Source organism: Lacihabitans sp. CS3-21 (genome assembly GCF_024343675.1).
In the GTDB taxonomy this organism is placed as follows: domain Bacteria; phylum Bacteroidota; class Bacteroidia; order Cytophagales; family Spirosomataceae; genus Leadbetterella.
This window is the reverse complement of sequence record NZ_RJUD01000027.1, coordinates 1-20,438: the sequence shown is the minus strand read 5'-3', so window position 1 is coordinate 20,438 and position 20,438 is coordinate 1. Positions and strand designations below refer to the sequence as shown.

Sequence of the window (20,438 nt, the reverse complement as noted above, 5' to 3'; positions counted from 1 at the left end):
CAGCTCCTAAATGGAGTCTTGGAATAAAAAGATAGGACTTCCTTTTGTAGAAAGTCCTATCTTTTGTTAAAAAAATTCTTAAAATAACTTCTCCTGTGGCGGTTTTGCTCCTGCCAAGCGGATATAAACTGTGGTTTGTCCTCTATGGTGGGTTTGGTGCTCAAAGCATTTGGTTATGGCCATGCCTTTTGTCATCTCAAAACGACCAAACATTTTTACATTTTCACCCAAAACAGCTGGGTTCATTTTCTTGATTCCATTAATCACAAAATCATAGCCTGCCATAACCAACTTTGTCGTATTTTCTTTTGATTTATCAGCAGATTTTTCTGATTCACCTTGCCCAATTGGACTTTTTTCTCCTGTAGCTGCAGCTGCAAAAGCATAGTTGGCGTCTGTAAAATGTAGCATTTGTTCTGCAAAAGAACGCATTTCAGGCGTTGGTTTCAAGTCATATTTGTCAGCAGGCATCGCATCCAAATACTCTTTGGTGTAAGCCTTGGCTCTTTCCCATTCCTTCACCATTTCGTCGATAGATTGTGCTTTTGCAGATTGAAAAGCCAAAAAGGCCACCATGAGAGAAAGTACAAGTTTAAGTTTTTTCATTTTTTGTTTAATGTTTTAGGATATAAAAATAAAGAAATTATTTATTTTTAATGTCAAAACAACAATATATCTATTCACTAACCAATCGATTGGCTTTCTGAACTTTAAAAACAAAAAGGTACATTATTCTAACAACTTGAAGACTCATTTCTTTTTGCATTTAAAACAATTTCATATTTATAATTTGCTCTAAAAATTCTCTTTTCCCCAATCTTATTTTAAAATTTATAATCTATAGGTTTGATAAAATAGAATCATTTAATCTAGATTTTCTAGAAAAAAGCGGAGTTATAGATTTGCCTCCTAAAATAGATATTCTCAAGAAAAGCTTATTTAATTAATGATGCATGTAGTTTCTTATATTTCAATTGAAAAGAATATATAGACTTGTGTGTTAATTTCTAAATTCAATAAATATATTTGCTAATTGGTATTCAACCTTATTAAAAACAAAAAATGAATAGACGAGAGGTCATTAAAAATGTAGCCTTGATGTTGGGTGGCACCTTCTCCGCATCCTCACTGATGGCCATGAACCACTGGGAACAATCTACATCTCCAAATAAAGCAGGAGCAGTTTTTATTTTGACAGACATACAACAAAAGATGGTGGCCGAAATTGCTGAAATTATCATTCCCAAAACTGAAACTCCCGGAGCCAAGGATGTGGGTGTGCCCGCATTCATAGAAATGATGCTGAAGGATTGTTACAAGGAGCCTGATCAAGAGAGTTTTATGGAGGGTTTGGCTTCATTGGAAAAAGTGAAGTTTTTAAGTTTAAATTCGGATGAAAGGAAGGGCGTTTTGAAGTTTTTAGAACAAGAAACCAAGAAGATGAAGAGTAAATCGACTCCCTTTTGGCGATTGATAAAAGAACTTACACTTTTAGGCTATTTCACTTCTGAAGCAGGTTTAAAGGCTTCATTTCAGTATGTCCAAATTCCAGGCAAACTTGAACTCATCAAACTAAAACCCAATCAAAAATCTTATGCTTATTGATTTAAGATTTTAGAATGACGATTTACGAATATTCGTAGCTATTATTAGAGGTAAACCGAATTGTAAAACGAATCTGTCGTCAATTATAATAATCAAATCAAATTAATCATAAATCGAACCAATCTTAAATCGAACCAATCGTAAATCGAACCAATCGTAAATCGAATCATGAATTTAAATATTAAAGCAAATAAAAATAATACGTTTGATGCCATTGTGGTAGGCTCAGGAATGTCGGGAGGTTTTGCTGCAAAAGAACTTACAGAAAGAGGTCTAAAAGTATTGATGATTGAACGTGGTCATGAAATCAAGCATGTAGAAGACTATGACACCGCCATGAAAGAACCTTGGGAGTTTGAACACAGAGGTAAAACCACCAATATTTCAGCGGAAGAGCGTTGGGCAAATAGTAGGTTTCCAGGGCTTGGTAGTGAAGAAGTGGTAAATCATTTGACCAATGATAAAGAAAACCCATACATTGAAAAGCGTGCTTTTGATTGGATTCGTGCTTATCATACAGGCGGTAAATCAATGCACTGGGGGCGACAGTCGTACCGATGGGGAAAACATGATTTTGAAGCAAACGCTAAAGAAGGTATTGGCATTGACTGGCCAATCCGATATGAAGATTTAGAGCCGTGGTACACACATGTAGAGAAATTTGTGGGCATTAGTGGGCAGAAGGAAGGCTTAGAGGTTTTGCCAGATGGTCATTTTTTACCAGCTATGCCGCTATTTGCTCCTGAAGTTCATTTCAAAAATAAAATGATGGAAAGATTCAATCGACCTGTTACGGTGGGTCGGGTTGCAAATCTTACACAACCGCAAGACATTCACACAGCTTTAGGTCGAGCATCTTGCCAATACCGAAGCAAATGCCAAAGAGGTTGTCCCTACGGAGCTTATTATAGTTCCTTGTCTGGATCAATTCCAGCAGCTATGCGAACCAACCGTTTGAGTATCTTGCACGATTCCATCGTTTCTGAAATCATTTACGATGAGCAGAAGAAACGTGCCACGGGCGTTCGAATTATCAACCAAAATAACATGCAAACTGAAGAATATTTTGCCAAAATAATCTTCCTAAATGCTGGTTCTATCAATACGGCTGCTTTGATGTTGAACTCGAAATCAAATCGTTTCCAAAATGGATTTGGTAACGACAGCGACCAAGTAGGTAGAAACCTCATGGACCATCAATTGGGTTCAGGTGCGTCGGCTACTGTAGATGGATTTGAGGATGATTATGTTTTTGGGCAACGTCCAAATGCCATGTATATTCCTCGTTTCCGAAACTGGGGCGACGATAAACAAACTTCCTACCTTAGAGGTTTCGGATACCAAGGTGGTGCTAGTCGTGAAGGATGGGAGAGGGGAATTAGTGCCGACGGATTTGGTGATGATTTTAAACAAAATCTGACTAAACCCGGCCCTTGGAATATTAGAATTGGTGGTTTCGGTGAAATTTTACCTGACCCCAACAATAGAATTTATCTTGACCCTAACAAAAAAGACAAATGGGGAATACCTATGATCGTAACAGATGCTGCTTTTGTAGAAAACGATTGGGCCATGCGTAAAGACATCGTAGCCAGTGCCGTTGAAATGTTAGAAACCGCAGGTTTTAAAAATGTTACTTCCTACGACCGACCAACGCACATGGGTTTAGGAATACACGATATGGGAACGGCACGTATGGGTCGTGATCCAAAGACTTCGGTTCTGAATGCCTTCAATCAAGTTCATGATTGTAAAAATGTCTTTGTGACCGATGGTGCTGCCATGACATCAGCCTCTTGTGTAAATCCTTCAATTACCTATATGGCATTGACGGCCCGTGCTGCTGATTTTGCAGTAAAATCCCTGAAAAAGAAAGAACTATAATTTAGTCTAATGGAAATAATGCTAAGTTGGTGATTTTGTAATGATTTTTAGTATCAATTATTTGTTTTAAAACTTGTGTAAATATGAAAGAATTAAAGTTCGTCAAAACCCTATTGTTATTTTTTTTGGCATTGGTATTAAGTCAAAATACCACCGCTCAAGCGGGTCAAAATCCTGACTATACCATGGTAGTGGAAGGCTTCGATTGGGGGCCAATGGTAAACAAAGTTATTATTGGTCTGGACTCCCCAACCAAGAATGTGAACATGGCCGATTATACAGTAGTGGCAGAAAGAAGTCACCCTTGTGCGGTTATTCCATTGGAGTTTGCAAAAGGTCCTCGAACCGTAGTTTACGCCTATGTGTCTGACAATAAGGGGAAAAAAGTAGAATCGGGTACATTTATTACACTTGTTTTGTACGTCGCCCCTAATTCTCAGATTGGCTCCGCCTTACAGTATTCCCAAAAAGCTGAGTGCCGTGGCAATCAGTGGGTAGATTATAAACTGACGGTATTAAATACAAAAACCAATCAAATTTGGAATAAAAAGAAGGATAGAATTATGCCCATTGGTGACGATTTTGACCTTTCAGGAAAATTCGAATATGAGTCGGGAAAGAGCTTAACTTATGCCGAATTTGTTCCTAAAAAGTCTGCTGCCAAAGCTCCACTTATTATTTGGTTGCATGGTGGAGGTGAGGGTGGAACCGACCCAAGCATTGCTTTGATGGGAAACAAGGCCTTTAATTATGCAAGTTCAGATATTCAGAAATATTTTGGCGGGGCCTATGTATTGGTACCCCAAACCCCAGGTGCTTGGATGCAGGATAAAGATGGTAAAATGCAGTCAGGTAATGGGGAAGATGCGTACAATGTCGGTTTGATGGCATTGATAAAGCACTATGTAAATACACATCCTGGCATTGACAAAAAACGTATTTACATTGGAGGATGCTCAAATGGAGGCTATATGTCATTGAAACTTCTGCTCAAAGAACCTTCGTATTTTGCAGCGGCTTACATCAGTGCATTGGCGTATCAATCGCAGTATATTACAGATGCACAAATCAATAGCATAAAGAATATCCCGATTTGGTTTATACAATCCAAGGACGACAAAGTAACTGACCCAGTAAAAACCGCTATACCTGTTTATGAAAGATTGAAAAAAGCAGGTGCCAAAAACGTGCATTTTAGCTTTTATGACCATGTTACTGACCTATCAGGTATGTTTGGTGGAGAAAACTACCACTTCAATGGTCACTGGTCTTGGATATATTCGCATGCCAATCAGGCACATACAGAATTTGACGGTTCAGAAGTATTGTTGAACGGAAAACCCACCACAGTGATGGAATGGTTGGCCGCTCAAGCCAAAAAGTGAGTTTTTTAGAAATTATTTTTTTGCCACGAATGATTATGGTGTTCATTCGTGGCTTTTTTTATGACTTTTATTTCAAATCTAAATTTGTTGAACTGCTGCGATTTGTTTTTTTTTAAGTTTTTGAGAATTTATTTTTCTTGAAAAATATTTGCGTAGCCAAATAGCTTCATATATATTTGTAGTCAAATAGCTACAGATGAATTTAAGAAGAGACGTATTTCAGGCCATAGCGGATCCTACAAGAAGGGCCATTCTTTTATTATTAGCCTCTCAGGCTATGACGGCCGGAGCCATTGCCGCCAATTTTGATTCAGCTAGGCCAACGGTTTCTAAACATTTGCAAATTCTGACAGCGTGCGAATTATTGAAACAAGTGCAGAATGGGCGTGAAATATTTTACAGTGTAAATCCAGAAAAGGTGAAAGAAGTGGCCGAGTGGGCTGAGCAATTCCGCCAGCTTTGGGACGAAAGATTCAATAAGTTGGAGACAATTATGAAAAAATACCAATAGAATGGAACAGAAAACTAAAATTCATGCGGAGGCAGGTAAACAAGAGTTAATAGTCACCAGAGATTTCGATTTACCCTTGGAATTACTTTTTCGAGCTTACACCGAACCTGAAATTGTGGAGCAATGGATGGGAACGAAAGTAATTAAGCTTGAAAACCAGAAACATGGTGCTTGGCGTTTTGAAACCACCGATCCTATGGCTAATGTGCACATTTTCAGTGGAGTTATCCATGATATTTTGCCCAAAAAGAAGATCACAAGGACATTTCAAATGGAGAATACTCCTTTTGAAGCCCAACTGGAATTTCTAGATTTTGAATCAGTTGGAGAGAAACAAAGTAAACTGACGATGCATATTGTATTTAGATCAGTGGCTTTGAGAGATCAGATGTTGGCCTTGCCATTTGCCCAAGGAATTAATATGGCTCATAATAGATTACAAGAAATTGTAAAAAAATTGAAATAATGACAAAGAGAAACAAAATCATTTATTGGGTGGCCACCCTTTGGCTGGCTTTAGGAATGACTTCCACGGGCGTAGTTCAATTGATTAAAATGAAGGAAGAAGTGGCAAAAATGATGCAATTGGGATATCCAGTTTACTTTCTGACCATTCTGAGTGTTTGGAAAATATTGGGCGTTATCGCCATTCTAATTCCAAAATATCCTTTAATAAAAGAGTGGGCCTATGCAGGTTTTTTCTTTACTATGTCTGGAGCCGCAATTTCACATTTGTACATTGCTCACCCAGTGAGTGAAATTTTCCCATCCTTGTTATTACTTGTTTTGACCATAGTTTCATGGTATTTTAGACCAACCGAAAGAAAAACCTTATAAAACTCAGAAAATGAAGAACGAACTACTTGATGACTTTTTTGAAAAACCAAGCAAATGGCACGACGAACTCAATGAACTCAGAAAGATTGTGTTAGAAACGGGTCTCATCGAAGAGCTAAAATGGAAGCAACCTTGCTACACCATGGACAATACCAATCTTCTGATGGTGAGTAGCTTTAAAGATTTTGCATTTGTGAGTTTTTTAAACGGCTCATTACTAGCCGACACTGAGAATATTCTGGTAAAACCCGGAGAGAACTCACAGTTTTCGAGATTGATGAGATTCAAGAATGTGGAAGAGATTAAAAAACTTAAACCCACTTTGTTGGCCTATATGTATGAAATGATCGAAGCACACAAAGCAGGAATAAAACCTGTTGCAGAGAAAAACAAAGAGCTTGATTTTCCGGAAGAGTTATTGTTAAAATTTGAAAAAGATAAGGCATTTAAAGCAGCCTTCGAGGCTCTTACACCTGGTCGTCAGCGTGCTTACAATATTTATTTTACTGGAGCCAAGCAATCTAAAGCTCGGGAATCTCGCATAGAAAACTACATCCAAAGAATAATGAATGGAAAAGGCTTTAATGATTGCGTTTGTGGAATGTCCAAGAAAATGCCAGGCTGTGATGGGTCGCATAAATACCTATGAAGCATTGCATTAGGTTAATTTTTGTAGATAAGTATTTGTTTATTTTGCGATTTAAGTTTTTAATAGGGTTCCTTCCATGGATTACTTAAGTTTTTATTAAAACTTTTTCCACGCAGAAATCAATCTCAAGAGGGATATATTCTTTTTCTAACCTCTAATGGCATAGGGCTGTCATGGGGTGCATCTAATTTTGTGTCCTTATCAAGAAATAACAAAATTATGATCAATCAATTTGCCAACCTCAACTGGCTCAGCATTTTTATTGCACTTGTTGCCTATTCTATGCTAGGAGCTTTATGGTTTACAGTTTTATTTGGTAAATTCTATAAACTTTCTTTAGGAAAAGCTGAGGAAACATTGCCCATTAAACCTATTTTTATTGTTGGACCCACACTTTGTATGTTTGTAATTACTGTCACTACTGCCATCTTGATTTGCAGCCTAAATATTGGCTCTATTCCTGAAGTGATAGAATTTGCCTGTATAATAGGTTTTGGTTTTTTGGTAGCCAATACCGTCAATATTGCCATTAATCCCAACATTCCACGACCTATTCTATATGGAACTCTCAGTGGAGCTTATCAGTTAGTGGGAATATAGATGGTTTGTATTATTTTAGTTGGTATGAAATGATCGCGAAGCCAAAAAAAGAAATAGAACTGCTTTGTCCAACAAGCCGACAGGATTTGAGATTGTGGTTAGAAGAAAATCACCACTTAAAGCAACTGTTTGGCTTTTTTTGTATAAAAAGAAGGCAAGCGGAACGAACATTTCTCGGAGCGAATTGGTTGACGAAGCCCTTTGTTTCGGTTGGATAGACAGTGTAAGGCGACCCATTGACAACGAAAAATTCATGCAGTTCCTAAGTCCGAGAAAACTGAAAGGTCCTTGGTCGAAAGTGAATAAGGAAAAAATTACTCAGTTCATCGCCGACGGATTAATGACAGAAGCAGGTCTGAAAGTTATAGAGAGAGCTGAACAAAATGGTTCTTGGACGATTTTAGACGAAGTGGAAGACCTGATAATTCCTGCTGATTTAGTTGACGCTCTAAAATTAAAACCTGACGCAGAGGAATACTTTATGGGACTTAGTAAGTCCGTCAGGAAATTGTTGCTTTCCTGGCTGATATTTGCTAAACAAGCCAGTACCCGCCAAAAGCGGTTAAACGAAATACTGGAATCTGCCAGCTTAAAAATGAAGCCCAAACAGTTTAGATTGCCGATATATATAGATTTATTCCCTCAGTTTATAAATTATTTCTTTCTTATAAATTTTACTTTTTATTAATAATGATTAGCTAAGCAGGTGATTCATAATAGTTTGGCACGATATTTAAAGATGAATTAATAGCTTTTCTTAATAATTCAATTAATGATCTTAGGGGTATTGCCTTCTGAAGATTATTAACATCTAAAATTTCGCATGCAAAATAATTTTGAAAGTATTGTGAATGTAGGTAGCAGAACCTATCTCAATGCAAACGACATCGTAATGATGGTAGCCGAGATTAACTACACAACGTTATTTTTGTCCAATGGCAAGAAGCTTTTGGTGTCCTACCATTTAGGAAAACTGCATGAACGTTTGGTAAATTATCCTTCGTTTATTCGTCCTAATAGAAATACCATCATTAATACCAACCATTTGGAGGATTTCGGTATAGATTCTTTGAAAATTAATGGGCATTTTATAAAAGTGAGTAGAAGACGAAAAGATGCTATCCAGGATTCGTTAAGAATTGCTTAGGCTGATTACTTCTTAAACCTATACAAATACGGAGCTTTGTTGGCCGCACCGGTAAATTTCTTTTCAAGACGTTCCAATACATCCAAATCCAATATTTTCTTTTGGAAATTGTTTCTAGCAAATGCTTTGTCAAACACTGCTTCGTAAAGTTCTTGAACCTCCTTCATAGTAAAAGTTTCAGGCAATAGATTGAATCCAATGAGTTTTTGATCAAGGTTTTGACGAAGAGCCTCCAATGCATGGTTTACCATTTCGTTGTGGTCCATAATCATTTTGGGCAAATCTTTGATATTGTACCAAGCTATGGAATCATCAAAGCCAGTGGTTTTTGGACTTACTTTGTTGATGTCCACCAAGGCATAATATCCAATTGAAACAAATCTTTTTGTCAGCCAGGAAATGTCTGCTTCATCTATTCCTACATTTAGAAATTTTTCTCTCCCTATTTCATTGATATGTTCGATGAAGTCAAAATTTGTTCGATTGATTTCTCCAAATACCCTAAATTGCTCTAAATATATGTCGTTGATGCTGGTTCTTTCTTCTAAAATCCTTTTTGCCGCCGAATCTATGCTTTCATTTTGAAAAATAAATCCACCAGGAAGTGAATAGAGTGGCTTATTAAAACCCAGTTTAGGTACCAACACTTTTAATTCCTTGTTTTTATATCCAAATATGACGCTGTCGATAGAAAGTTGTTGAATTAGATTTTTTTCATCAAAAAGTTTCATGTTCTTTTTTCTTTGGTGTGTCCTTGAAAATATTTATTTACCGCTCTTAAAATATAATTATTCAAATATATAATAAAATTAAAATTTATTGTCTGAAAAATAGACAATAAATAAATCTTTTTCTACATTTGTTCAAAATTAGTATATTCAATTATTGAATTTTATATATTTTAATGAAAAAAGCTATAAAAATTATACTTTGGGTAATCCTTGGTATAGCCCTGATTCTTGGAGGCCTTTTCGCAGGATTCGTTTATAAAGTCAAAAATGGATTTCCTGTTTTTTATGAAACAGATATTCCCAAAATAGATTTTCCTGCCAATCAATCTGCTATTTTGTTATTCTCTAAAACTTCGGGCTTTCGTCACGGTGGTTCTATCGAAGCCTCGAAGAAAGTGTTCGCAGAGATGGCCAAGAAAAACAATTGGTTTTTGTATGAGACCGAAGACGGAGGCGTGTTTAATGCCGAACAATTGGCTAAATTACAAACAGTCATTTTCAACAACTCCACAGGCGAAGTGATCAACGATGAACAAAAGAAAGCACTTGAAAATTATGTAGAAAATGGTGGAAGTTTAATAGGGATTCATGGTGCGGGCGATAATTCTCACCACTGGCCTTGGTATGTTCAAAACCTGACTGGTGCAGAGTTTTCGCATCATTCTCTCAAAATGCCTTTCGAAACTACAGCAATTTTGACAGATAATCAAGCAGATAGTACTTTGGTTTTAGGTATAAATAAAGACTGGAAACGTGCCGATGAATGGTATGTTTTTCTAGAAAATCCCCGCCAAAAGGGTTTTGATATTTTGTATACTATCAATGGGGAGTCCATTGACCCTACGGCCAATATACCGCTCATTGCCCCAAACAAAAACTTCGGAATGGGCAAAGACCATCCGGTGGCTTGGCATAAAAACACAGGAAAAGGTAAGACATTCTATACTTCTATGGGTCATGATGAGACCGCTTGGAAAGATGAAAACTTTGTAAAACTCATTGAAAATGGGATTAAATGGGCCATTAAGGAGTAATAAGTTTTGAGTAGCGAGTAAGGAGTTGTGAGTTAAGTGCAGAGGGCAATGTTTTTTGATTTTGGTTTGGAATTTTAGTAGATGGTTTATTTGGAATTGAACAACGTTTTTGTTAACATATATTTTTGGAATCGATGAATGAAAAAAAATTAAAAGTAGCAGTAATTACGGGTGCAGCACGTGGTATTGGGCTAACCATTGCACAAAGATTCCATGCTGAAGGTTATCATAGCATTATTATTGACAATGACGAAACTACTCTGCAATCCTGTGAAGCAAGCCTAAAGGATCAAGAAAGATACGCTTTTTTTCTGTGTGATGTTTCTGATCCAAAGCAGGTAAAAAGCACTTTTGAATTAATTATAAATGAGTTTCCTACCATTGATGCTTTGATAAACAATGCAGGCATAGCAATTTTCAAACCCGCTCAAGAAGTAACTTTTGAAGATTGGACTGCGGTAATGAATACCAATCTCAATGGTACCTTTCTTTGTAGCCAAGCATGTTTGCCTGCTTTAATAGCTGCAAAAGGCAGTATAGTTAACATCGCCAGCATATCCGGCCTAAGAGCCAGCACTTTGAGAATAGCTTATGGAACAAGTAAGGCAGCCATTATGCACCTTACCAAACAACAAGCCGTGGAATATGGAAACATGGGCGTGAGAGCCAACGCCGTAGCCCCTGGACCAGTCGAAACCGAAATGGCCAAATTGGTACACAGTGCCGATATTCGAACCTCCTATGCAGATGCGATTCCATTGGCACGTTATGGCAGTACAGACGAGATTTCCAACATGGTTTATTTCTTGTGTAGTCCAGCTGCCAGTTATATCAATGGACAAATCATTGCAGCAGATGGCGGATTTGATGCCGCAGGAGTCGGTTTACCTAGTTTGAGAGTATAATTTTTTTCATTGGCCTTTAGCTGTAAGCTATTAGCCTCAAAAAACGAATCATAATGCCAGAAGCTATGGCTAATGGCTAAAAGCTAAAATATGAAAAAACACATTTGGCTCGCCATTATCGCCTCAGCCTTGGGCTTTTTTGTTGATTTGTACGACATCATCATTCTCAGTATTGTCCGTTCCAAAAGTCTCTTGGAATTGGGAATTCCCGAATCAGAGCTACTTTCTAAAGGCGTTTCTCTGATCAATGTCCAAATGGTGGGCATGTTGATAGGCGGCTTTGTATGGGGAATTATTGGTGATAAACTGGGTAGGTTGTCTGTACTTTTTGGATCTATTATTTTGTACTCGTCGGCGACTTTTGCCAATGCCTACGCCCCAAATTTTGAAATTTATTTATTACTACGGTTTCTGGCTGGTGTAGGTTTAGCCGGAGAACTTGGAGCAGCCATAACCTTGGTGACCGAACAAATGCCTCAAAAATACAGAGGTATTGGGCCTGCCATCATAGGCGGTTGTGGTATGTTGGGGGCCATTGTTGGTGCTTATATTGGTGGAAAATACTCTTGGCAGTTTACATACCAACTTGGTGGAGGACTTGGTTTTCTGCTGCTGATTTTACGATTAGGCGTTTTGGAATCAGGGCTTTTTAACCAAATGAAAGACAAGACTTCCAATAAAGGAGATTTACGGCTATTGTTTAAAAACAAAGATTGCATCATTAAATACATCAGTATCTGTGTCTTGGGTTTTCCTGTTTGGTATGTCAATGGCGTGGTGATGACCTTTACGCCTGAAATTGCCAAAGCTTGGGGAATGAATCCCATGCCTTCGGTTTCCGCTGTATTTACCTATTATTTTATTGGCCTTACTTTCGGAGATTTGACAGGCGGATTTGTGAGTCAGCTCCTAAAAAGTCGTAAGAAAGCCATTCTACTGTATTTATCTATGTATGCAGTCGGGGCGGTTGTTTTCTTTGCAGTGGGCAACAAATCTTTGACCTTGTATTATGGATTGCTACTTTTCTTAGGCTTCTGTGTGGGGTATTCTATCGTGCTATTGACCTTAGCAGCAGAACAGTATGGAACCAACATCAGAGCCACCGTTACGACTTCTTCACTGAATATTCTTAGAGCTACCGTAATTCCTCAGACCTTATTGTTTGGTTTTTTGAACCCCTACATAGGAACAGTAAACTCGGCCATGGTGGTGGGCGTTGTGGCTATTGTATTGGCTTTCTGGGGATTAAGAAATTTAGAAGAAACTTTTCATAAGGATCTGAATTATATGGAGGAGTTGTGAGGTACGAATTGGGAACTGGGAATTAGGAATTGGGAATTGGGAATTGGGAATTGGGAATTAAGAGGTACGAATTGGGAATTGGGAGGTACGAATAACGAATATCCAATAACGAATAACCAATAACGAATTACCAATAACCAATAACGAATTACGAATAACGAATAACGAATTACCAATAACGAATAACGAATAACGAATTACCAATAACGAATTACCAATAACGAATAACGAATAACGAATAACGAATAACCAATAACGAATAACTAATAACCAATATCCAATAACGAATTATTCAGTTCGTATGGTGCGACATTTCTCCATGTGGGAGTTTAAATAGAAAATCAATTAATCAATTTTACATATATGAAAAAACAAGGTTTAAACATAGTAAAGCAGATCTTCATGACTGTTTTTATGTTGTTTACTGTCAACACGCTGCTTGCACAAACCAAAATCAATGTTTTGGTATTTAGCAAAACAGCAGCGTTCAGACATCAATCTATTGAAGCCGGAAAAACTGCTTTGGCTAAAATGGCCAAAGAAAAAGGCTTTGGAGTAAGTTTTACCGAAGATGCAGCTCAGTTTACTGAATTGAATCTAAAGAAATTCAATACAGTAATTTTCTTGAATACCACCGGTGATATTCTTAATAATGAACAACAGAGTGCTTTTGAACGCTATATTCAAGCAGGTGGAGGTTATGTGGGTATTCACGCCGCTACTGATACCGAATACGAATGGCCGTGGTACAATCAACTGGCAGGTGCTTGGTTTCTAGATCACCCCATGCCTAATAATGTTCAAAAAGGAAGGTTTTATGTCACCCAAAAGAACGAATTCACTGCGGGTATGCCAGACTCTTTTGAGCGTTCTGACGAATTTTATGCCTTCAAAGATATCTCTCCAAAAATCAATGTGGTCCTTAAAATAGATGAAAAAAGCTATACCGGCGGTAAAAATGGCGACAATCACCCCATGAGCTGGTACCAAGAATTTCAAGGCGGACGCTCATTTTATACGGCCATGGGTCATACCGAAGAAACCTTTGCCGAACCACTATTTTTGAACCATTTATACGCAGGTATCAAATATACCAGTGGCGGAGATGCTCCTAAGCCGCTCGATTTTTCTAAAGCTCGTCCAGAGGAAAACCGCTTTACAAAAGTAGTACTCGAAGAAAAATTAGACGAACCCGTTGAACTGAGTGTATTGGACAAAGACCGTGTCCTTTTCATCCAAAGAAAAGGTGAGGTAAGACTTTACAATGGCAAAACCAAGACCCTAAAAACCATCACTAAACTTCCAGTTAGTCTGAAATATGTGAGCAAAGACGGAAAAGAAGCTGTGGCGGAAGATGGACTTTTGGGATTAAATAAAGACCCAAAATTTGCCCAAAATCAGTGGATTTACCTGTATTATTCTTCTACCAAAGGTTCTTACAATGTACTTTCAAGATTTACCATGAAAGGCGATAAGCTGCTTTTAGATTCAGAAAAAGAACTATTAAAAGTAGAAACCCAACGTGAGGAATGTTGCCACACTGGTGGATCGATAGATTGGGACAAGCAAGGAAATTTATACCTTTCTACAGGCGACAATACCAATCCACATGCATCTAACGGCTATAGTCCTAGTGACGAACGCCCGGGCAGAAGTCCGTGGGATGCTCAGAAATCTTCGGCCAATACGAATGATTTGCGTGGTAAAATACTCAGAATCAAGCCAAATGCTGACGGTACCTACACCATACCTGAAGGAAACTTGTTTGCGAAAGGTGCAGAAAAAACACGTCCTGAGATCTACACCATGGGACACCGCAATCCTTACAGAATATCTGTAGATCCTAAAAACAGTAAACTGTATTGGGGTGATGTTGGCCCTGATGCTTCTAAAGCAGATCCAAGCCGTGGTGCTGCAGGTACTTGTGAGTTTGGCCAAGCTCCATCCGCTGGGAATTACGGTTGGCCGCATTTTGTGGGTGACAACAGTCCTTATACCAAATTTGATTTTGCCACCAATACTTCTGGCGACAAATGGGACTATCTCAAGCCTATCAACACATCGCCGAATAATACCGGTTTGACCCAGTTACCGCCTGCAAAAGGTGCTATGATTTGGTACACTTATGGCAACAGCCAAGAGTTTCCTCAGGTGGGTGCAGGTGGATGCAATCCCATGGCAGGGCCTGTTTACTACAAAGATATGTTTAATACAGCTTCTAGGGCTTTCCCGAAATATTATGACGGTAAGTTTTTTGCCTACGAATGGATGCGTGGTTGGGTAATGGCCGTGAGTTTTGACAAAGACGGCAACTACGCTTCGATGGAGCGATTTATGCCCAGCTACAAATTCAGTAACCCCATGGATATGGAGTTTGCAGAAAATGGCGACTTGTATATGCTGGAATACGGATCGGGATGGTTTACGGCCAATGATGATGCACGTTTGATACGTATAGAATACAATGGTTTCAATCGCAAGCCGCAAATACAAATGGCTGCTAATCAAATGGGTGGAGCGGTACCTTTTAACCTTAAGTTGACCTCAAAAGGTACTTTCGATGCAGACAATGACCTCCTGAAATATACTTGGAAGATTACCTCTAAAGAGGGTTTTGTAAAAGTAATCACTACACCTGATGCCAATTTGACGCTCAGCAAAATGGGTTCATACAAAGTGGTATTGACCGTAAACGACGGCAAAGGCGGTATCAATAGCCAAGCCATGGAAATAACCGCAGGTAACGAGCCTCCGATGTTAAGCCTTGAAATGCCCATGAGCAACAAGACTTTTTATGTGGCCAATAAATCGTTTCCTTACGAAATAAAGGTAAAAGACAAAGAAGACGGCACTTTAGAAAACGGTATAGAGCCTGATCAAGTAGCTGTGAATATTGATTATTTGGCTGAAGGCTTCGACAAGAACATGATCGCCATGGGACACCGTTCGGCAGATGCAAGTGCGGCTTTTGCAACAGGCAAAAAACTGATTGAGGCCAGCGACTGTATGGCCTGCCACAGCAAAGAGAAAAAATCTATCGGGCCTAGCTACCGCGATGTTTCTAACAAATACAAGGGCGATGCCACGGCTTTAGAGAAACTTACCAAGAAAATAATCTCTGGCGGAAGTGGGGTATGGGGAGAAACGGCCATGGCGGGTCACCCGCAATTGTCCACAGCCGATGCTTCAGAAATGGTGAAGTATATTTTGAACATATCCAACGAAAAACCGAAATCTTCTCTGCCAGTAAAAGGTTCGTTTACTACCAAAGCTCCTGCAAGCGATAAAAACAAAGGCGTATTTATAGTGCGTGCGGCTTATGAAGACCAAGGTTCTAATGGCCTACCTTCTTTGAAATCTGAGCAGACCTTTGTTTTGAGGAATTCTAAAATCGATGCCCACGGATTCGATGAATATGTGGATATCAACAAAATGGCTTTCGGAGGAAACAACCTGGCTATACCAGCCAAGTCAGGCGGATATATGGCCATTAAACAAATTGATTTGAGTGGTTTGAAAGAACTCATTGTATTGGCCACGGCTCCAAAGCCACAGTTGAATGCGGTAGGTGGCAAAGTGGAGTTGCGTTTGGGTAGTCCAAAAGGGCAGCTTATTGGCGAATCTACGTTCTTAGAGCCTAGCGAGAAAATGGACTTTACGCCAAAAGTGCTTAAGGTTCCGATGAACTTGTCTGGTATTTCTACAGATAAACTACAAGACGTATATGCCGTATTTGTAAACCCAAAAGCGGAGGGTTCACTCATGGTGGTGATGGGCTTGGAATTTACATTGGCCAACGAAGGTACGCCGGCAGTAGAAGCTCCAAAATCGGTTTCATCCAATGCGGATTACTTTGTGGGTAAATGGGCTACCAAGTTTATCGGTACGCCAGGTGGCGATGCGGCGATGGATTTCATACTCGAACGAAACAATGGTGTACTTATAGGGAAAATAGTTTCGCCACAAGGCACGCAAGCTTTTGACAAAGTGGAGGAAACAGACCCCGAAAACATCAAAGTATTTTTCCAAGCCAACGGAATGTCCATCAACGTAGGTATACAAAAAGAAGATGCTGACAATTTCAAAGGTAAGCTGATGGGCATGTTTGAAGTGAAAGGAGCGAGGGTGAAGTGAGTTAGGAATTAGGAATTAGGAATTAGGAATTAGGAATTGGGAATTAGGAATTACGAATTACGAATTACGAAATACGAATTACGAATTGCGAAGTTCGAATTGGGAATTGCGAGGTTTTAATTACGAATTACGAATTACGAATTGCGAGGTTTTAATTACGAATTACGAGGTTCGAATTACGAGGTTCGAAATACGAAGTTTGAATTACGAATTTGGATTATTGATTGGGTGGGGTTTTGTTTTAGATTTACGATTTTTGGATTTAATTTTAATAAACAAAAGTGGCGACTTAACGCATTAACAAATGAAAAAAATAAGTGTAATTTTATTCGCATTGATTTTGGGATTGGCTACCAAAGGTTTTTCACAGACCTCTAGCAACTTCTTTGAAGGCAAATGGACGGTTTTGGTAAAAGGAACTCCTGAAGGAGATGCTGCCATACCGATGCGTTTTGAAACCAAAGAAGGGAAACTTAAAGGCTATTTCACAGCCAAGGGAGAGCAAACCGAAACCGAAATGACCTCTGCCGAAGCAAAAGGCGACGAATTGATTTTGGCTTTTACCATTTCAGGCTATGACATCAATTTGGTGATCACCAAGAAAGATGATGACCATGGATCAGGCAAGCTCATGGACATGTTTGACGTGGAAGCAACAAGAGTGAAGTAAAGCACCTTTTTAAAAAAAATATGGCCTGCAAATCATCATGTATTTGCAGGCCTTTTTTTTTATTCAATTATCTGATGGTTTATTCCACAAAATCTCTGTGTACCTCTGTGAAAAACTCCGTGTCCTCTGTGGTTAAAAAAGGCAATGTGATAATGAGGCAGTGTGCTAATTAGCAAATTGTTACTCAATTATACCACAAAGTTTCACTAAGGAGACACAAAGGTTCACAAAGAACGCTGTGGACCTCTGTGCAAAACTCCGTGCCCACTGTGGTTAAAAAAGGCAATGTACTAATTAGCAAATTGTTACTCAATTATTCCATGAAGTTTCACTAAGGAGACACAAAGGTTCACAAAGAACGCTGTGTACCTCTGTGCAAAACTCCGTGTCCTCAGTGGTAAAAAAGGAATAAAGGCACTAAGGCATAAAGGCACTAAGACATAATTAAAAATTTGTCTTTGTGAAAATCTGTGCATTCTTTGTGAACCTTTGTGAAATAGCTTTAATAGTTAAAATTTTTATAAGCCTAGTAACCTCTCGATAGTTATCGGGACCACCAGTAACCAATAAACCAATAACCAATATACCAGTAATCAATCAACCAGTAACTAATCAACCAGTAACTATTCCACAAGTAACCAATAAACCAGTAACTAATACACTAATAACCAATAACCAATCAACCAATAACCAATCGAATAAACCTCTAATTCTCAACAATTTCCCGTTTTTTTGGTTTATGTATTTTAAAACAAACGCCGATGGCTTTGATTAAGGTCATTTTTTTCTGAAAGCATATATCTCAAACACCTTATAATATGTCAGTTCCAAAGTTTGATGCTGTTTTGGATAAGATTGTTCAGGAAATTCCGCAGCCGGAGATAATCTCCACCCAAGATGTTTTTCATGACTTGATGAGTTGTGTCTTGGAGCAGCAAATCCATTATCGCAGCACCAAGAAAATATTTCAGAAAATGCTGAATACGGCAGGTATCGAAAGGCTAAGCCCTTCAAACTTTCCGATATTAGAGGAAAAGGCCTTAAAGGCAGATGCCAAGCTTTCTATGGGCAAATACGAAACCCTGCTAAGTATACTGGATTTTTGGGAAAGACACCACATGGATTGGTTTGCCATGCACGACAATGAGGTAAGAAACCACCTGTCGCAAATAAAAGGCATAGGCAAATGGACCGTGGACATGATTCTGCTCTATACTTTGCAACGCCCAGATGTTTTTCCTTATGACGATTTTCATTTAAAGCAAATCATGACCAGCCTATATGGGCTCGACCCTAAGGTAAAGCTAAAAGCCAGCATGATAAAAATCTCCGAAAAGTGGAGCAATCAAAAGTCTTTGGCGGTGCTGTATCTCTTGGATTGGAAAAAATATCAAAAACTTGCATGACCAGAACCATTTGCCCAAAGTGTAACAGGTCTTTGAGAAACAAAACACAGATGGTTAATTTGTTAATTCGTTAATGTGCTAATTGCTTGTCAATTATACCACGAAGTTTCACTAAGGTGACACAAAGGTTCACAAAGAACGCTGTGGCCTCTGTGCAAAACTCCGTGCCCTCTGTGGTTAAAAAAGGCAATGTGATAATGTGGCAATGTGCTAATTAGCAAATTGTTACTCAATTATTCCACAAAGTTTCACTAAGGAGACACAAAAGTTCACAAAGAACGCTGTGGCCTCTGTGCAAAACTCCGTGTCCTCTGTGGTAAAAAAGGCAATGTGATAATGTGGCAATGTGCTAATTAGCAAATTGTTACTCAATTATTCCACAAAGTTTCACTAAGGAGACACAAAAGTTCACAAAGAACGCTGTGGCCTCTGTGCAAAACTCCGTGTCCTCTGTGGTAAAAAAGGCAATGTGATAATGTGGCAATGTGCTAATTAGCAAATTGTTACTCAATTATTCCACAAAGTTTCACTAAGGAGACACAAAAGTTCACAAAGAACGCTGTGGCCTCTGTGCAAAACTCCGTGTCCTCTGTGGTAAAAAAGGCAATGTGATAATGTGGCAATGTGCTAATTAGCAAATTGTTACTCAATTATTCCACAAAGTTTCACTAAGGAGACACAAAAGTTCACAAAGAACGCTGTGGCCTCTGTGCAAAACTCCGTGTCCTCTGTGGTAAAAAAGGCAATGTGATAATGTGGCAATGTGCTAATTAGCAAATTGTTACTCAATTATTCCACAAAGTTTCACTAAGGAGACACAAAAGTTCACAAAGAACGCTGTGGCCTCTGTGCAAAACTCCGTGTCCTCTGTGGTAAAAAAGGCAATGTGATAATGTGGCAATGTGCTAATTAGCAAATTGTTACTCAATTATTCCACAAAGTTTCACTAAGGAGACACAAAAGTTCACAAAGAACGCTGTGGCCTCTGTGCAAAACTCCGTGTCCTCTGTGGTAAAAAAGGCAATGTGATAATGTGGCAATGTGCTAATTAGCAAATTGTTACTCAATTATTCCACAAAGTTTCACTAAGGAGACACAAAAGTTCACAAAGAACGCTGTGGCCTCTGTGCAAAACTCCGTGTCCTCTGTGGTAAAAAAGGCAATGTGATAATGTGGCAATGTGCTAATTAGCAAATTGTTACTCAATTATTCCACAAAGTTTCACTAAGGAGACACAAAAGTTCACAAAGAACGCTGTGGCCTCTGTGCAAAACTCCGTGTCCTCTGTGGTAAAAAAGGCAATGTGATAATGTGGCAATGTGCTAATTAGCAAATTGTTACTCAATTATTCCACAAAGTTTCACTAAGGAGACACAAAAGTTCACAAAGAACGCTGTGGCCTCTGTGCAAAACTCCGTGTCCTCTGTGGTAAAAAAGGCAATGTGATAATGTGGCAATGTGCTAATTAGCAAATTGTTACTCAATTATTCCACAAAGTTTCACTAAGGAGACACAAAAGTTCACAAAGAACGCTGTGGCCTCTGTGCAAAACTCCGTGTCCTCTGTGGTAAAAAAGGCAATGTGATAATGTGGCAATGTGCTAATTAGCAAATTGTTACTCAATTATTCCACAAAGTT

The 20,438-nt window shown here is 38.7% G+C and carries 18 protein-coding genes; 16 read left to right on the top strand and 2 right to left on the bottom strand.

The window, feature by feature from the left end; all coding sequences use genetic code 11:
- Nucleotides 1-78: 78 nt before the first annotated feature.
- Nucleotides 79-606, bottom strand: a complete 528-nt coding sequence (locus EGI24_RS13785) for a DinB family protein (protein ID WP_255049024.1) — start codon at nucleotides 604-606, stop codon at nucleotides 79-81.
- A 456-nt stretch (nucleotides 607-1,062) separates the two neighbouring features.
- Between EGI24_RS13785 and EGI24_RS13780 the strand changes: the two genes are divergently transcribed.
- From EGI24_RS13780 to EGI24_RS13735, 10 genes are all read left to right on the top strand, one after another.
- Nucleotides 1,063-1,605 carry a gluconate 2-dehydrogenase subunit 3 family protein gene (locus EGI24_RS13780; RefSeq protein ID WP_255049023.1) on the top strand — a complete coding sequence of 181 codons (543 nt, stop codon included), beginning with the start codon at nucleotides 1,063-1,065 and terminating at the stop codon, nucleotides 1,603-1,605.
- Between the two features lie 168 nt (nucleotides 1,606-1,773).
- Nucleotides 1,774-3,489 carry a GMC family oxidoreductase gene (locus EGI24_RS13775; protein ID WP_255049022.1) on the top strand — a complete coding sequence of 572 codons (1,716 nt, stop codon included), beginning with the start codon at nucleotides 1,774-1,776 and terminating at the stop codon, nucleotides 3,487-3,489.
- 83 nt (nucleotides 3,490-3,572) lie between these two features.
- Entirely contained in the window at nucleotides 3,573-4,874 is a 1,302-nt protein-coding gene (locus EGI24_RS13770; protein ID WP_255049021.1) for a prolyl oligopeptidase family serine peptidase, read from the top strand.
- 196 nt (nucleotides 4,875-5,070) lie between these two features.
- On the top strand, nucleotides 5,071-5,385 hold the full coding sequence (locus EGI24_RS13765; RefSeq protein WP_255049020.1) for a helix-turn-helix transcriptional regulator: 315 nt from the start codon (nucleotides 5,071-5,073) through the stop codon (nucleotides 5,383-5,385).
- Nucleotide 5,386: 1 nt separating this feature from the next.
- Complete coding sequence (locus EGI24_RS13760) at nucleotides 5,387-5,851, top strand: SRPBCC domain-containing protein (RefSeq protein ID WP_255049019.1); 465 nt, start codon at nucleotides 5,387-5,389, stop codon at nucleotides 5,849-5,851.
- Nucleotides 5,851-6,222 (top strand): DoxX family protein, encoded by a 372-nt coding sequence (locus EGI24_RS13755; RefSeq protein WP_255049018.1) that lies wholly within the window; start codon nucleotides 5,851-5,853, stop codon nucleotides 6,220-6,222. Before EGI24_RS13760 ends, EGI24_RS13755 begins: the two co-directional genes overlap by 1 nt.
- Nucleotides 6,223-6,232: 10 nt before the next feature.
- Complete coding sequence (locus EGI24_RS13750; protein ID WP_255049017.1) at nucleotides 6,233-6,871, top strand: YdeI/OmpD-associated family protein; 639 nt, start codon at nucleotides 6,233-6,235, stop codon at nucleotides 6,869-6,871.
- Nucleotides 6,872-7,090: 219 nt separating this feature from the next.
- Nucleotides 7,091-7,471: a DUF1761 domain-containing protein gene (locus EGI24_RS13745; RefSeq protein ID WP_255049016.1), complete on the top strand. Its 381-nt coding sequence runs from the start codon at nucleotides 7,091-7,093 to the stop codon at nucleotides 7,469-7,471.
- A 64-nt stretch (nucleotides 7,472-7,535) separates the two neighbouring features.
- Nucleotides 7,536-8,159, top strand: a complete 624-nt coding sequence (locus EGI24_RS13740) for a YdeI/OmpD-associated family protein (RefSeq protein ID WP_310586087.1) — start codon at nucleotides 7,536-7,538, stop codon at nucleotides 8,157-8,159.
- A 135-nt stretch (nucleotides 8,160-8,294) separates the two neighbouring features.
- On the top strand, nucleotides 8,295-8,618 hold the full coding sequence (locus EGI24_RS13735; protein WP_255049015.1) for a LytTR family transcriptional regulator DNA-binding domain-containing protein: 324 nt from the start codon (nucleotides 8,295-8,297) through the stop codon (nucleotides 8,616-8,618).
- A 5-nt stretch (nucleotides 8,619-8,623) separates the two neighbouring features.
- Here EGI24_RS13735 and EGI24_RS13730 read toward each other — a convergent pair whose 3' ends face one another.
- On the bottom strand, nucleotides 8,624-9,349 hold the full coding sequence (locus EGI24_RS13730) for an NrtR DNA-binding winged helix domain-containing protein (RefSeq protein ID WP_255049013.1): 726 nt from the start codon (nucleotides 9,347-9,349) through the stop codon (nucleotides 8,624-8,626).
- Nucleotides 9,350-9,522: 173 nt separating this feature from the next.
- Between EGI24_RS13730 and EGI24_RS13725 the strand changes: the two genes are divergently transcribed.
- The 6 genes from EGI24_RS13725 (at nucleotide 9,523) to EGI24_RS13700 (ending at nucleotide 18,800) form a co-directional block, all read left to right on the top strand.
- Nucleotides 9,523-10,383, top strand: coding sequence for a ThuA domain-containing protein (locus EGI24_RS13725; protein ID WP_255049012.1), 861 nt, complete (start codon nucleotides 9,523-9,525; stop codon nucleotides 10,381-10,383).
- A gap of 134 nt (nucleotides 10,384-10,517) precedes the next feature.
- Nucleotides 10,518-11,288, top strand: a complete 771-nt coding sequence (locus EGI24_RS13720) for an SDR family NAD(P)-dependent oxidoreductase (RefSeq protein ID WP_255049011.1) — start codon at nucleotides 10,518-10,520, stop codon at nucleotides 11,286-11,288.
- 90 nt (nucleotides 11,289-11,378) lie between these two features.
- Nucleotides 11,379-12,590, top strand: coding sequence for an MFS transporter (locus tag EGI24_RS13715; RefSeq protein ID WP_255049010.1), 1,212 nt, complete (start codon nucleotides 11,379-11,381; stop codon nucleotides 12,588-12,590).
- A 363-nt stretch (nucleotides 12,591-12,953) separates the two neighbouring features.
- Entirely contained in the window at nucleotides 12,954-16,724 is a 3,771-nt protein-coding gene (locus EGI24_RS13710) for a ThuA domain-containing protein (protein ID WP_409035482.1), read from the top strand.
- A 304-nt stretch (nucleotides 16,725-17,028) separates the two neighbouring features.
- Complete coding sequence (locus EGI24_RS13705; protein ID WP_255049008.1) at nucleotides 17,029-17,394, top strand: hypothetical protein; 366 nt, start codon at nucleotides 17,029-17,031, stop codon at nucleotides 17,392-17,394.
- Between the two features lie 818 nt (nucleotides 17,395-18,212).
- The gene (locus EGI24_RS13700; RefSeq protein ID WP_255049007.1) at nucleotides 18,213-18,800 is read left to right on the top strand and encodes a DNA-3-methyladenine glycosylase; all 588 of its coding nucleotides are present in this window, start codon (nucleotides 18,213-18,215) and stop codon (nucleotides 18,798-18,800) included.
- Nucleotides 18,801-20,438 lie beyond the last annotated feature (1,638 nt).